Source organism: Chitinophaga sp. 05T412, from assembly GCF_056396465.1.
In genome coordinates this window covers 293,074-307,697 of sequence record NZ_JBFTLN010000010.1, presented here as the reverse complement: position 1 = coordinate 307,697, position 14,624 = coordinate 293,074, and the positions used below count along the sequence as shown (strand labels likewise).

The 14,624-nt window shown below is 44.8% G+C and carries 11 protein-coding genes; 6 read left to right on the top strand and 5 right to left on the bottom strand.

Annotated features, from left to right (window positions below):
- From AC1DFM_RS22795 to AC1DFM_RS22775, 5 genes are all read right to left on the bottom strand, one after another.
- On the bottom strand, window positions 1-2,949 hold a 2,949-nt coding region (locus tag AC1DFM_RS22795), incomplete at its 3' end, for a PKD domain-containing protein (protein ID WP_477079065.1).
- A 220-nt stretch (window positions 2,950-3,169) separates the two neighbouring features.
- The gene (locus AC1DFM_RS22790) at window positions 3,170-4,186 is read right to left on the bottom strand and encodes a polysaccharide deacetylase family protein (protein ID WP_477079064.1); all 1,017 of its coding nucleotides are present in this window, start codon (window positions 4,184-4,186) and stop codon (window positions 3,170-3,172) included.
- Between the two features lie 117 nt (window positions 4,187-4,303).
- Complete coding sequence (gene metK / locus AC1DFM_RS22785) at window positions 4,304-5,560, bottom strand: methionine adenosyltransferase (RefSeq protein WP_477079063.1); 1,257 nt, start codon at window positions 5,558-5,560, stop codon at window positions 4,304-4,306.
- Between the two features lie 21 nt (window positions 5,561-5,581).
- Window positions 5,582-6,943 carry a DUF4270 family protein gene (locus AC1DFM_RS22780; RefSeq protein ID WP_477079062.1) on the bottom strand — a complete coding sequence of 454 codons (1,362 nt, stop codon included), beginning with the start codon at window positions 6,941-6,943 and terminating at the stop codon, window positions 5,582-5,584.
- A gap of 52 nt (window positions 6,944-6,995) precedes the next feature.
- On the bottom strand, window positions 6,996-7,814 hold the full coding sequence (locus AC1DFM_RS22775) for a glycogen/starch synthase (protein WP_133811107.1): 819 nt from the start codon (window positions 7,812-7,814) through the stop codon (window positions 6,996-6,998).
- Window positions 7,815-7,924: 110 nt separating this feature from the next.
- On the opposite strand from AC1DFM_RS22775, the gene panC reads away from it, so the two are divergent.
- The 6 genes from panC (at window position 7,925) to panB (ending at window position 14,579) form a co-directional block, all read left to right on the top strand.
- The gene (gene panC, locus AC1DFM_RS22770; protein WP_477079061.1) at window positions 7,925-8,788 is read left to right on the top strand and encodes a pantoate--beta-alanine ligase; all 864 of its coding nucleotides are present in this window, start codon (window positions 7,925-7,927) and stop codon (window positions 8,786-8,788) included.
- 122 nt (window positions 8,789-8,910) lie between these two features.
- Window positions 8,911-9,255: an aspartate 1-decarboxylase gene (panD, locus tag AC1DFM_RS22765; RefSeq protein ID WP_133811105.1), complete on the top strand. Its 345-nt coding sequence runs from the start codon at window positions 8,911-8,913 to the stop codon at window positions 9,253-9,255.
- A 43-nt stretch (window positions 9,256-9,298) separates the two neighbouring features.
- A complete protein-coding gene (locus AC1DFM_RS22760; protein WP_477079060.1) occupies window positions 9,299-10,318 on the top strand; it encodes a lysylphosphatidylglycerol synthase transmembrane domain-containing protein in 1,020 nt (339 codons plus the stop codon).
- A 213-nt stretch (window positions 10,319-10,531) separates the two neighbouring features.
- On the top strand, window positions 10,532-12,682 hold the full coding sequence (gene ppk1, locus AC1DFM_RS22755; RefSeq protein WP_477079059.1) for a polyphosphate kinase 1: 2,151 nt from the start codon (window positions 10,532-10,534) through the stop codon (window positions 12,680-12,682).
- Between the two features lie 45 nt (window positions 12,683-12,727).
- A complete protein-coding gene (locus AC1DFM_RS22750) occupies window positions 12,728-13,615 on the top strand; it encodes a Ppx/GppA phosphatase family protein (protein ID WP_477079058.1) in 888 nt (295 codons plus the stop codon).
- Between the two features lie 148 nt (window positions 13,616-13,763).
- Window positions 13,764-14,579: a 3-methyl-2-oxobutanoate hydroxymethyltransferase gene (panB, locus tag AC1DFM_RS22745; protein ID WP_477079057.1), complete on the top strand. Its 816-nt coding sequence runs from the start codon at window positions 13,764-13,766 to the stop codon at window positions 14,577-14,579.
- Window positions 14,580-14,624: the final 45 nt, after the last annotated feature.

Genomic DNA, 14,624 nt, shown 5'->3' with positions numbered 1-14,624 from the left:
AACATATTGCCCGGCGGTAGTCAATTTTGTAACGTCTGTACTAAGTGTGGTGGCGCTGCCTATGGCTGCATTTACCGGACCCGACACCTGGCTCCACTGATAGGATACAAGCGTGCTGCCRGCRGCGGCGCTGGCGGTRCCTGTCAATGTGGTAGTACTAACGGGTAAGGTGATGGTAACAGGAGTACCKGCACTCACCGTAGGCGGTATATATACCGGCGCGTCTTTCACGGTAACGGTTACACGTGCAGTAGCAGTAGCACCTTTATCATCTGTTACTGTTAATTCAAAAACATAGGTACCTGCTGTTGTTAATTTGCTAACAGTTGGTTTACTATTGGTATTGGAAGAAAATGTGGCGGTAACCGGGCCTGATACCTGCGCCCATCTATAGGCCGCAATCGTTCCATCAGGATCAGTAGATCCGGTACCATCAAGAGAGGCGGTACTTACTGGTAAAGTAATGGTGATATCATTGCCTGCATCCGCTACCGGTGGTTTGTTAGCGGGTGTGCTCCCTATATATTCATAGGCACCTGCATCGAAGCCTGCACCATAAGGCCGCGCATTTCCATCTAAATCCGTTTTGAAATAGGCGCTCAGGTCTCTTCCTTTATCGATAGCAGGAGATCCTGCAGCGAGATGAAAATCTTTTGAGGCGGCATTCACAAACTTCATGGCATTGATATCTGCTCCCGTAACGTTGTTAGCGGATAAATAATCAATGCCTGCCTGTAAGTTGATGTATCCAATTTGTCCCCTGGAGCTTACAGATCCGGAGCTAACCACCAGGTTGTTGTACAGCAGATTTCCCTGTCCTATTGTACCGAAAGAGTTCTGAACGCGGATACCATCCCGTCCGGAGTTAACCACGGTGTTGTTGAAGAGATATACCACCAGCGGCTTATAATTATTTTTAGTTGGACGGTCGTCTACGAAAAGCGCATCCTGCCCGGTTGTGGTACCATCAATTCCTGCATCCACCAGCACATTGTTATAGACCCAGGACAATCCCGTACCAAATACTTCAATGCCGTTACCGGTACCTTTCACAATTTTATTGTTATATACTTTACCGTTAGACTCTCCTCCCAGGATAATACCAGCCTGTTGACTACCCATATTGGTAGTACCATAATTATATACGCTGTTGTTATATATTTCTACATTCTCAGGTGCGGAGGCTACCTGTATACCATCCCAGCCGGTGTTCTCGGTAGTAACGTTGTATATCTTCAGGTTATAAATCCGTGGTGGCAGCAGGTTTACGTCTACACCATTGCAGGGAGTCAGCGTACCATTGGGAGCGGTATTACCGACATACATACCTTCACCAACCGTTTCATGAATATACAGGTCATGCAGTTTCACGTTACGAATGGCGAAATTGGGATACTGGTTCATAGGATCGCAGTCCGGGTTTATCTTAGCCATGCAGCCTACTTCAGACCCTGTGATCTCCACCCTTTCTGCTTCATAGTCGGTACATCCMTTACCCATAGCGAGTCCGGAACTGAGCTTTTTCACCACGCCATCAATCCGGAATCCATACTTATCGCTGCTACCGGAACCTGTTACTTTAAAATATTTGACATTATTGAAGATAAGACCGTAGTTACCACCATTACCTACTTTCACCTGACCGCCGCAGTTGATAAACACAATCGGTTTGTCAGCCGCACCTGTGAAATTAAAAAACTGGATATAACTGTAATTCCCAGATTGTATACAAACGGTATCACCGGGTTGTACACCACGGGTATCTCCGTTAATGTAGGCGCCCCCATCAGCGCCGGGCGTGATCAGGAATTTGCAACCATTACAGGCAGGTGGATTGCCTCCACCGGACGCTGCATTCACCACTACGGTGGTGGTGGTGGCGGCAGTAGTACCAGCTGTGTTGGTCAACGTTAATTTAAATACATACTTTCCTGCCACGAGACGGCTTACATTGGCAATAGCGCTGTTGCCATTAGTAATAGTGGCGGTACCCGGACCAGATACCTGGGTCCAGGCATAACTTTTAATAGCGCTATTGGGTGCAGTAGAAGTGGAACCATTCAGGGATACACTGGCTGATGGCAAAGTAATAGTGGTATTGGCAGGGGTTATATTGGCTACTGGTGGTGTTCCCGGTGGATTACCGGGTGTAGTACCCCGCTGATATTGCAGCATCCATTCATAAATATTCGGTTGCTGATAGATGTGGGTAACATCATATGCCTTATCCCATACATCATCCCCATGGCCGCCCCCTGGATAAGTGGTGGTGATGGCCTGGGTAGTGGGATTGCAACTGTTTATTTGCTTCGTATAAGCGTCCTGGTTATCAATAAATCCATCTGCACCACCACATAACATCCATACTGCAATATTGCTGCTGGCTACATTGCATAAACCCGGCACTTTAGCCGCGTCAATGGCTGCAGGTGAAACCGGTACAATGGCCGCCAGGTTATCTGAATATTTAGTATCCGTAGCCACATAGTTCAACACACCGTAGGCGCCTGCACTCAGGCCGGTGAGATATACACGGGAAGGATCAACACGGTACCGCGATTTAATATCATCCATGATATTCTGTACCATCACTTCACTGGCCCACCCTCCGGGAATCTGCGGCGATACCACAATAAACTTGAATAACTTCCCCCCTACTGTAAATTCCATATTGGCGCCTTTGGCGATCATGCGGGGCACGCCATGCGATAATCCGGCATCCAGACTGGAGCCTTCACCTACGCCATGCAAAAAGATCAATAAAGGATAAGTAGCCGACGTTTGATCATAGTCGTCAGGCAAATGCAACCAGGCATTGGTTGTATTGTTAGGGGCGATTTTTACCGTGCTTCTGATCTGACTACCTTGTGCAATAGCTATTTGGGTATAGGATATTACACAAAATAAAAGACAAGCACTGAAAAGTAACTTGATGATATGGTTCTTCACGATCGGCTAAAATTAGTTAAGATAAGGGCGGTTTATAATTTCCTCATACACTTAGTCTTTAAATAATAGAATCTTACCGAGAGCAAAAGTAGGCTAGAAATGTCTTTTTTTAAGGAAAATACATATATAAATTATTAAATAATCCAATACTAATAATAATATATAACTACATGAATATAGGATAATTAATTTAAATAACAGATTTTAATTTTATTTAATATTAAAATCTTTGAATATGGTTCCGCCTGTATACCCCCCGCAGTCGGTTCAACAGGAGGATACCTTTCACTGCTTCGTCGATAGGAACAGCCGGTCGTTCGCAATTAAAACGATGTAAAATACCGGGGTAAATATCGTGTTGCTGATTAGCTGTTCCGAATATCAGATCCATTGGAGCGGGATCATTAAACAGGGTATCAAAAAAAGCACGGCTTACGCCTGCATCACTGTGTGGAAAAGCAAAAACGCGGTAAGGGAGATTGAATTTTTCTACCAGGAAATTAACGGAGTCGCGCGTTTGCGCCAGCTGCTCTTCCAGCGACAACGCTGTATAATAAGGATGATCTACACTATGCCCTCCTATTGCAAAGCCTTGCAACAACAGCTGCTGCACTTCCGGCGTTGTCATAAAGGGCCGCTGTTGGGCAAGATAATCAGTAAAGGAAACACCTAAGATGCCTCCGATTACATCTGCCAGCACTTGCCGTTGATAGTTGATTTGCTTAATAGCGTCCACGATATCCATACCAGGCGCTTCCAGGATATCCATTATACGTCCCAGCAACTCCGGCGGATATTTGTTATTGCGCAGCGCTTCTATCAACAAACTGATTTTAAATTTATAGAACAGCGTTTTATTATCCAGAAAAGCAGGGTTTAAAAAGAAGACGGCGGGTGCTCCTTTGCGGTGCAGTATAGGTGCAATCACTTCTGCCACTTCTCTCAAACCATCATCAAAAGTAAGCAGGAAAGCATTTTTAGGTAATGGTGTATGGGAGCGCACGGATTGAATCACTTCTTCCAGGGTCACTGCTTTGAAATGGCGCAGCAAATAATCCACATCCTGCTCAAATGCTTTAGTACTTTTATAAGGATATAAATGCTTCACATGCGGCACCGGTACATCTCCGACAAGGTGATGATAGGGCAACAGCAATTGAGCCGGCAAAGGGTGCTGTAATATCTTTATGGGCAATAAACGTGCGGCGGTATAGAAGGCCCTTTTGGCAAAGCTCATAATTGGGATGATGTTATTACAGGGGTAAAGATAATAAGCAGGGGGCATTTCTTCCCCATAAAAAAAGAGGTTGCCTTGCAAAAAACAAGACAACCTCTTTGGAATATTGTATGAATATTATAAAGCGAAAGCAGCTTTCACTTTATCTACATAATCCAGCTTTTCCCAGGTAAACAATTCTACTTCTACACTTTTCTCGTGTTTCTTGCCCTTGTTGAATACCTTGGTAACTACCTGTGGATCGCGGCCCATGTGACCATAAGCAGCAGTTTCACTGTAGATAGGATTGCGCAGTTTCAGTCTTTGCTCAATAGCATACGGACGCAAGTCGAATATTTCTTCAATCTTCTTAGCGATCTCGCCATCATTCAGTTTCACTTTTGCAGAACCATTGGTATTTACATAAACACCGCAAGGTTTTGCCACACCAATCGCGTAAGATACCTGTACCAGTACTTCATCGCAAACACCGGCAGCTACCAGGTTTTTAGCGATGTGGCGGGTAGCATACGCTGCGGAGCGGTCTACTTTGGATGGATCTTTACCAGAGAAAGCGCCACCACCATGTGCACCTTTACCACCGTAAGTATCCACGATGATTTTACGGCCAGTTAAGCCAGTATCGCCATGAGGACCACCAATTACAAACTTACCGGTTGGGTTGATATGGTGATTGATATCAAAGCCTTCAAACAGTTTTTGTAATTCAGGTTTCAGTTGCTTTTTAACGCGTGGGATCAGGATATTGATCATATCTTCCTTGATCTTGGCGAGCATCTTTTCATCAGAATCAAAATCATCGTGCTGGGTAGAAATCACGATGGTATCAATTCTTACTGGTTTATTATCATCTGAATATTCGATGGTTACCTGGGATTTTGCATCCGGACGCAGGTACTTGATTTCGTTATTTTCGCGACGAAGTACAGCAAGTTCCAGCAACAGTTTATGTGCCAGATCCAGTGCCAGCGGCATGTAGTTATCAGTTTCGCGGGTAGCATAACCGAACATCATTCCCTGATCACCAGCACCCTGGTCTTCCGGAGATTTACGGTCTACACCCTGGTTGATATCTGGTGATTGTTCGTGAATAGCAGAAAGAATACCACATGAATTGGCTTCAAACATGTACTCACTCTTTGTATAACCTATTTTACGAATCACTTCCCTTGCGATATCCTGCACATCCAGGTAAGCTTCAGATTTCACCTCTCCCGCCAATACAACCTGGCCGGTGGTTACGAGGGTCTCGCATGCAACTTTAGATGTAGCATCATACGCCAGGAAGTTGTCAATCAAAGCGTCAGAGATCTGATCGGCTACTTTATCAGGGTGTCCTTCTGAAACGGATTCAGATGTAAATAAATAAGGCATAAAAAACTGGGATTAGTAGTTTTATGGTTTAGTGTAAATAATTCTGAGCTTGATATTGTACTGTGACAAGTTGCTTCCTCCTGCTTTCACACGATTTACATCCATGTAAAGAGGAGAATAGCCTTCCAGTTTGAAGCCGTTATTAGTATCGAGTTTTTTGATAAACCGTTGCAGTGTATTTGCAAGATTAAAGGTATACTGCACAACCTGTATACCGCCAAAATTGGTAATCACCTGACGGGTACCGCCAAAATAGGCAGCGCCGCCACTCGTATAATAATCGATAGGGATTTTGGTGGAGTCCCCGTTTCCATACTGGCGCAAAGATAAGCTTCCTGGTTCAATAAAAATATTATTCATATCACTGGCGCCAGAAGTAATCTGTGTAATCACCAGTTCCGCCTTATTGATCATCACTGCCGGGAAGTTTTCCAGGCCAGGGATTGTCAGCCTGGTATACAAGCCAGGACTGGCATTGAGGAAGAGAATACTGTCTCCTTTCGCATTGTTGGTATTAATAAACCGGGATGCCTGCGAACCATTGTAATTACGGGTAAAGTAATTAGCGTGGGCGCTGGAATACTGGCTAAATGCCAGGGTAGCACGGAGGGAATCTTTTTCTGAATTTTTATAAAATACCGTGAGTTTGGTATTGGCATCATTCAGATTCACATACAGCATATTGCGATTGGTACCCAGGTTGGTGTCCGGTACAATGGCAAAACCTTTCAGGTAAGCACGGAAACTAGAATCGTTCTTAAAGGCGCCATCAGACTTCTGGCTCAGCAACTCGTTACCAAATGAAGGGTCCAGTTTAATACGTAACTGACCAGCTTCTTTGGTACCGTAAATGCTGACAGAATCCCGTAGTCTCAATGGCGTAACAGTGGCTGTACCCAACAGTTTCCCCTGGTCATAGGGCTGTACTTTGTTATAAGCGTAGTTGGAGTCGATAGTGAATTTTGGATCGGTCATCCGGTACACCCTAAAGGTTTGTGGACCGGTAGAATCACCAGCGTAATTGGAATAGGCCAATGACAGTACTACAGAATCCAGTGTTTGTCCGGCGCCTTCAAAAGTAAAAGCACTCTGGGGCAAAGATACCTGTGTAAATACGAAGGCATGGGTTCTGCCAAAAACAGGGTCGGTAGTAATGGAACCAAGTACTTTGGCGTAGGCAGTGTTGCCGTTACGAATGCTTGAGTCATACCGTTCGAAGTTATTGGCAATGATACCATTGATAACGGTATCCTGGGCATTCACAAAATCGCCGGGAGGAATAAGACCGCTCCCCAATAGGGTAGATTTGTTACAACCGGTTGCTGCATACAGTAGCGTAATATAGGTAGCTAATAAGCTGAGATTCCTGAAATTGATCTTCACGCGTTATGTTGTTAGTGAGTATTGATTTAACTGCCGAACTGCTTTAAGGTAACTATTTCCCTAACAATTGATTGTACAATTGCAGGTAGTCTCCAAGGTCTTCATTCTCTTTTTTGTAAGGTAAAATGATCTTACCTTTTTCAGCTTTCACTTCATCCACTACTTTCTTTTCCAGCTTATCACCGGCAAGTACAACCGCATCCGCGTATTTAGCGGCACCTCTATTCAAAGCAGTATTGGTACCTTCCTTAAACAGCTCCATATCTTTTTCTTTGATTTGGTTGCTGATGGTCGCTTTCTTAACAAAGGTAGTGCCTAACTTTTCCTTGAACGTATTGGGTGTCAACGAATATATGATTTTTGAGTTAGCAAAAACCGGCTCTTTCTTGTAGGCAGTTTTCAGATACATAGGTATCAGAGAAGTCATCCAGCCACTGCAATGAATAATGTCCGGAGGCCATCCGAACTTCTTCACCGTTTCCAGGGCTCCTTTACAAAAGAAGACAGCTCTGGCTGCATTGTCGTCAAAAAACTCTTCGTTTTCATCGGCAAAAACAGTCTTCCGCTTAAAATAATCTTCATTATCCAGGAAGTAGACCTGCAGTCGGGCATTTGGAAGGGAGGCCACTTTGATAATCAACGGGTAATCATCCCCGTCAATCACAATGTTAATACCTGACAACCTTACCACTTCGTGCAAACGGTGTCTTCTCTCATTAATAATTCCAAACCTAGGCATGATCACTCTCACCTCCAGGCCCGCCTCATTGGACTTAATTGCCATTTTATTGACCATGGCCGCGTAATCACTCAATTCCAGGTACGGCGACATCTCTTGGGCAATAAAAAGAATTCTTTTCTTTGTGGACATTTAACGCTGATTATTAATGCAGTAATTTTTAATTTGGCTTGCAAAATTACGGATTTTTTACGGAATATTGGCCAATCTGTCAGTTTTAACATCCTTTTAAGCAATGATTTATGTATCAATTTAAGCGCAGCACCGACCTGAAGAAGCACCTGGACCTGGTAAGAAAAAGCAACAAAAGCATTGGTTTTGTGCCCACTATGGGAGCCCTCCACAACGGGCATCTGTCACTTATTCAGGCCGCCAGAGAAAAAACCGATGTGGTCGTTTGCAGCATCTTTGTAAATCCAACTCAATTCAATGACCCAAAAGATTTTGAAAAATATCCCATCACTATAGAAGATGATATAAAAAAATTAAATAGTGTATCAACAGATATACTTTTTTTACCATCCGTAGACGAAATGTATCCCGAAGGTCTGGAAAGTGATCTGCATTACGACTTCGGCAATCTCGAAACCATTCTCGAAGGCAAATTTCGCCCCGGACATTTTCAGGGCGTGGGTCGCATTGTTCACAAGTTACTTGATATTGTGCAACCTAACCAGCTTTTTATGGGCCAAAAGGATCTGCAACAATGTTTAATTGTGCGTCGCCTCCTTTCTCTTACCCAATCGCCCGTAAAACTGGTGGTATGCCCAACGGAACGGGAAAAAGACGGACTGGCCATGAGCAGCCGCAATGCCCGCCTCTCTCCCGCCGCCCGTAAAAAGGCCCCAGCCATCTACCAGGCCCTCCTGGAAATCAAAAATAACTTCGGCAAAGGCCTCCACTTCCTCGAAGGCGCTCACGAAGCTTTCGATGCGCTCAAAAAACAGGGTTTTGAACCCGAATACGTCGATATCCTCCAACTGGACGATGATATGCTCCACCCGCTCGATCAGCCGCCCGGAAACGCCACAGTAGTGGTAGCGCTGGCTGCCTGGCTGGATGGCGTCCGCCTCATCGATAATCTCATATTACAAGGAAATCTATAATTCCTCCCGAACAAGGCATACAGCCACCACTGCATTACGGCTGCATGCCTTGTTCAATCTTCCATATTTTTTTCCTAGTTTTGCAAACGCTCTTTTACAGCGTTTTAAGCCAGTATAATATTATGCAAATCGAAATTTTAAAGTGTAAGATTCACCGCGCGGTTGTTACGGAAGCCAATCTGCAATATGTTGGAAGCATTACGATTGACGAAGACCTGATGGATGCCGCTGGTTTGATTGAGTACGAAAAAGTACAGGTATTGAACGTCAATAACGGAGAACGACTGGAAACCTATGTGATCAAAGGCAAACGTGGTTCCGGTGTAATCTGTATGAATGGCCCTGCCGCCAGACTCGTTGCCCCTGGTGACATAGTAATCATTATTTCCTATGCCACAATGGATTTTGAAGAAGCTAAAAAATATACACCTATTGCCATTTTCCCGAAAGAAGGGAATAAATTGTAAACCCTGGTACTGATTTATTAACGCCCTAAAACAACTTTGGATCATGCCCAAAACGCTTAAGAACGTCATTAAGTTTATATGCTTTTTTGGCGTAGGAGTGCTATTGATATGGCTGTTCACCAGAAATATCAAAGCCGATGAGTGGGATCAGATCAAAGATGCCTTGAAAAAAGCCAACTACTGGCTACTCATCCCTACGATGACCATTGGTGTGGCCAGTCACTGGTTCCGCGCCGTGCGCTGGAAACTGCTGATGAAGCCATTAGGACATCAGCCCACTACCCTTAACACCTTCTTTGCGGTGATGGTAGGCTACCTCGTGAACCTGGCCGTTCCCCGGCTGGGAGAAGTAACCCGTTGCGGCATCATCGCCCAGTACGAAAAAGTACCCGCCGACAAACTGGTAGGCACCATGATCGCGGAAAGAGCCGTGGACCTGGTATGCCTTATCCTCCTGGCCGTACTTACCGTGCTGACACAACTGGAAGTATTGGGCGCCTTCGTAGATAAAATGATCTTTCAAAAAATATCAGATAAAATTGCCCATGCCAACGGCACCCAGCTAATGATGGGCATTGTGGTGCTGGTATTGTGCATTGTGCTTTTTATCTGGCTGCTCCGCCGCTTTGCTAAATCCAAAGTAGCCGTTACCGTTAAAAGCCTGATCAGAGGCATCGCTGAAGGCGTACTCTCTATCGGCAAAATGGAAAGAAAGAAAAAAGTGTGGTTTATCATCCACTCCATCCTGATCTGGGGCTGTTACCTCTCCCAGGTATACATCGGTTTTTTCTGCCTGCCGGAAACATCCCATCTGGGTATGAGCGCCGCCCTGGCGGTACTCATGATCGGTAGTGTAGGCATGATCGTTATGCCAGGCGGTATCGGCGCTTACCAGGTACTGGTACAGGCCACCCTGGCCATCTATGCTATTCCACTGGCCATCGGCTTCGCTTTTGGCTGGATTATCTGGGTGGCACAAACCATCCTGGTACTTGTACTAGGCTTTGGCAGCCTCGTAGCTTTGCCCATTTATAACAAGAAAAAGAACGCTGCACTCGCATAACGTTGCCCGGTGCCTATATTTTATTTTTTTAGGGAGATGTAAACGCAGGTTTATATCTCCCTAAAAATTAATACTATTCCCCTGACTTTCAACACACAAAAAACCGCGTTTCTCCCCGCTTTTCTTTAACTTTAATTTAATACTCCAATTAAAGCGAAAGCTGTATCATCGTAGTTTAGATGATGTGAATTTTTTGAATGTAAATATGTTTGTATGCGTTTGCCGAATGGTGAGAACCTTGATATTATGACAATGCCCGATGTAATAGTTCAAAAGAAAACAGTCCGGAAAAAGCCGGTGGCAGAGAAGAATAAAAAAATGATCGCCAGAGATATCAGCTGGCTTTCCTTCAACGCCAGGGTATTGCAGGAAGCTGCAGATAAAACCGTTCCACTCCATGAACGCATCCGATTCCTGGGTATCTTCTCCAATAACCTGGACGAGTTTTTCCGCGTAAGAGTCGCCACCCTGAAAAGAATGATGTCCTTCGGGAAAGCCTCCAAAATGCACCTGGAAGAAAACCCCGATAAAATACTGGATGAAATACAAAGCCGCGTGATTGAACAACAACGCGAATTTGATATGGTATGGAAAGATATTGCCACCGAGATGGAAGCGCAACACATCTTCCTCCGCACCGAAAAACAGCTCAATAAAGAACAACAAAAATTTGTACTCAATTTCTTCAACGAACAGGTACGCACCAACATCATCCCCCTGATGATTGAAAGCATACAACAGTTCCCCATCCTGCGCGACAAATCCATTTACCTGGCCATCGTACTGGCCCGCCAGGATAACTCCGTTCGTCAGAAATTTGCACTGATAGAAATACCGACCAACGTACTTCCCCGCTTTATCATCCTCCCCTCCAAAGAAGGAGAACATGATATCATCCTGCTGGAAGACCTGGTACGTTTCTGCTTACCCAACATCTTTGTATACTTCGGCTACGATAAGTTTTCTGCCCACATCATCAAAGTAACCCGTGACGCGGAACTCGATATCGATAATGATATCTCCGACAGTCTCATTCACCAGATTGAAAAAGGCCTGAAAGACCGTCGCAAGGGAAAGCCGGTGCGGTTTGTATATGATAAAGATATTGATCCGCTGCTGCTGGAATACCTGATGCGCCGCCAGGGATTATCCGGAAAAGATAACCTCATCCCGGGAGCCCGTATCCATAATTTCAAAGACTTTATGGACTTCCCGGAATCTATCTTCCCACCGCATTTACACCGTAAAACCTTTATACATCCACTGTTCCTCAATGCACCCAGCGTGATGCACGTGATTCAACAGCAGGATGTAATGCTGCATTTCCCCTATCATTCCTTCGATACCATTATCGACCTGCTAAGGGAAGCCGCTATAGACCCAAATGTATCTTCCATTAAAATAACTGCGTACAGGCTTGCCCGTAATTCCAAAATTGTCAATGCACTAATCAATGCCGTACGCAATGGTAAGCAAGTAACAGTAGTACTGGAATTGCGCGCCCGCTTTGATGAAGCGGCCAACCTCGACTGGAAATCCAGGCTCGAGGAAGAAGGTGTAAAAGTATTGCTGGGTATTCCCAACATGAAAATACACGCCAAGCTGTGTGTGATCAAAAAACGAATCGGCAACAAAACCCTTCAGTGCGGCTTCGTCAGCACCGGTAACCTCAATGAAAGAACAGGCCGCGTATATGGTGATCATTGCCTGCTCACGACCAATCGTGCTATCATTGCCGATATCAACCGCGTTTTCGCCTACCTGGAAAGCCCCCGCCACGACGTCAAAACCCTGGAAGGTGCCAAAACACTACCGGTTAGTCCGATCAACATGCGCGATACTTTCCTGAAACTGATAGACCGCGAAATAAAAAATGCCAAGCATAAAAAGAAAGCAAGTATCATCCTGAAAATGAACTCACTGTCTGATGCTACCCTCATCGCTAAACTGTATGAAGCAGCGAAAGCAGGTGTAGACGTCAAAATGGTGATCAGAGGCATCTGCTGCGCTTATACTGAAAATAAAAAGTGGAAGAGAAACATCACCGCCGTGAGTATTGTAGATGAATACCTGGAACATGCCCGCGTATTTATTTTCCACCATGGTGGTCAGGAAAAAGTATACATCGCTTCCTGCGACTGGATGGTGCGTAATCTCGATCATCGGGTGGAAGCTGCGGTACAAATAACGGACCCGGCTATACGTCAGGAGCTGATGGACATCATGAAAATCCAGCTGAGCGGCAACGTAAAAGCCCGTATACTCGATAATGAGCAGAGCAACGAGTATCGCAAGGACGGCGATAAGAAAATACGTACTCAGGTAGAGATCTATAAATACCTGCACGAAAAACAATACACATAAACTTTAAAATGTTTTACTTTTGCCCTCTGATATAACGACTACCAGATGAAATTAGCTGCGATTGATATAGGTTCCAATGCTGCGAGGTTGCTTATTTCTGAAGCATCCCCCAACAGCGCCGGTGTGATGGACTTTACCAAACTAAACCTGATAAGGGTACCACTCCGGCTGGGGTTCGATGTATTCAACGACAATATTATCTCAGAAAAAAAAGCCATTCACCTGATCGACACCATCAAAGCATATAAGCTGTTGCTGGATGTGTATGAAGTGAAATACCTCAAAGCCTGTGCTACCTCTGCGATGCGGGATGCCAGCAATGCTGCGGCTATTTTGCAGGAAGTAAGAACGCAAACCGGTATCGATATCAAAGTAATTTCCGGACAGGAAGAAGCCTCCTTCATTTATGAAAATCATGTGGCAGAAAACATGGATAAAACCAAGTCCTATCTGTACATAGACGTAGGTGGTGGTAGTACAGAACTCACCCTGTTTGGTGGCGGTAAACAAATATTCAAGGAATCCTTCAACATCGGTACCATTCGCCTGTTACAGCAACAGGTGACTGATACACAGTGGCAGGGTATGAAAGATTTCCTGAAACAACAGCTGAAATACGTTGGCCCCGTGATCGCTATTGGCTCCGGTGGCAACATCAATAAAATCTTCTCTTTATCCAAACGCAAAGAAGGTAAGCCGCTCTCACTTGATACGTTGAAAGACTATCACAAGGAGTTCAGCAACTTCACCGTGGAAGAACGCATTCACCTGTACAATCTCCGGGAAGACCGCGCAGACGTAATTGTACCTGCCCTGCAAATCTATATTAACGTGATGCGTTGGGCAGATACCCAGGAAATATACGTGCCTAAAATCGGATTGGCAGATGGCCTGATCCACGCACTGTACGAAGAAATAGCTGTCAACAGTTAGTTGCAGGCAAAGGAGCAAAGGAAAATAATCTTTTGCTCCTTTGTTCCTTTCATGAAAGCTACCACTCAAAAAAAACTTTTCCTTTTATCTTTTTATATCACCACCTTTGCGGTTATTGCTAACAGCAAAATGCTAAAAGCTACTGCTTATGTCTGTGAATAAAGAAATAAAGCGTATCACTACGCATACACTGCAGAAGATGAAAGTGGATGGAGAAAAGATATCTATGCTCACCGCATACGATTACTCCATGGCCCGCATTTTTGATGATGCGGGTATTGATATTATACTGGTCGGTGACTCCGCGTCCAATGTAATGGCGGGTCACGAAACTACGCTCCCGATTACACTGGATCAGATGATATACCACGCTGCCTCCGTGGTAAGAGCTATTAAACGCTGCTTCGTAGTGGTAGACCTTCCCTTTGGTTCTTACCAGGGAAACTCCAAAGAAGCGCTTAGTTCCGCTATCCGGATTATGAAGGAAACCGGTGCGCATGGTATTAAGATTGAAGGTGGTGAAGAAATCATTGAATCTGTAAAAAGAATTATCTCCGCAGGCGTACCGGTAATGGGTCACCTGGGTCTTACGCCGCAATCGATCTACAAATTTGGTACCTATGCGGTGCGTGCCACCGAAGAAGCCGAAGCCAATAAACTGATCAACGATGCCAAATTGTTGCAGGAAGCTGGCTGTTTCGCCATTGTACTGGAAAAAATTCCTGCTGCCCTTGCGAAAATAGTAGCAGAATCAGTAGGTATTCCCATCATTGGTATTGGCGCCGGTAAATATGTAGACGGACAAGTACTGGTGATGCATGATATGCTCGGCATCAATAAAGATTTTAAACCACGCTTCCTCCGCCGTTACCTGGACCTTTACAGCCAGATCTACGACGCTACACAGGGTTACATCAATGATGTAAAAACAAAAGACTTCCCGAACGATAACGAGCAATATTAAAGATTAGCTCAAAGCATAAAGGAGAAAGCAAAAAGCTATTGAGGC

Excerpts from the sequence above, each read along its gene's own strand:
- AC1DFM_RS22760 (WP_477079060.1), top strand. The coding sequence starts at position 9,299 with ATGCCCAAAACGCTTAAGAACGTCATTAAGTTTATATGCTTTTTTGGC.
- metK (WP_477079063.1), bottom strand. The coding sequence starts at position 5,560 with ATGCCTTATTTATTTACATCTGAATCCGTTTCAGAAGGACACCCTGAT.
- AC1DFM_RS22750 (WP_477079058.1), top strand. The coding sequence starts at position 12,728 with ATGAAATTAGCTGCGATTGATATAGGTTCCAATGCTGCGAGGTTGCTT.
- panD (WP_133811105.1), top strand. The coding sequence starts at position 8,911 with ATGCAAATCGAAATTTTAAAGTGTAAGATTCACCGCGCGGTTGTTACG.
- AC1DFM_RS22775 (WP_133811107.1), bottom strand. The coding sequence starts at position 7,814 with ATGTCCACAAAGAAAAGAATTCTTTTTATTGCCCAAGAGATGTCGCCG.
- ppk1 (WP_477079059.1), top strand. The coding sequence starts at position 10,532 with ATGCGTTTGCCGAATGGTGAGAACCTTGATATTATGACAATGCCCGAT.
- AC1DFM_RS22790 (WP_477079064.1), bottom strand. The coding sequence starts at position 4,186 with ATGAGCTTTGCCAAAAGGGCCTTCTATACCGCCGCACGTTTATTGCCC.
- panB (WP_477079057.1), top strand. The coding sequence starts at position 13,764 with ATGTCTGTGAATAAAGAAATAAAGCGTATCACTACGCATACACTGCAG.
- panC (WP_477079061.1), top strand. The coding sequence starts at position 7,925 with ATGTATCAATTTAAGCGCAGCACCGACCTGAAGAAGCACCTGGACCTG.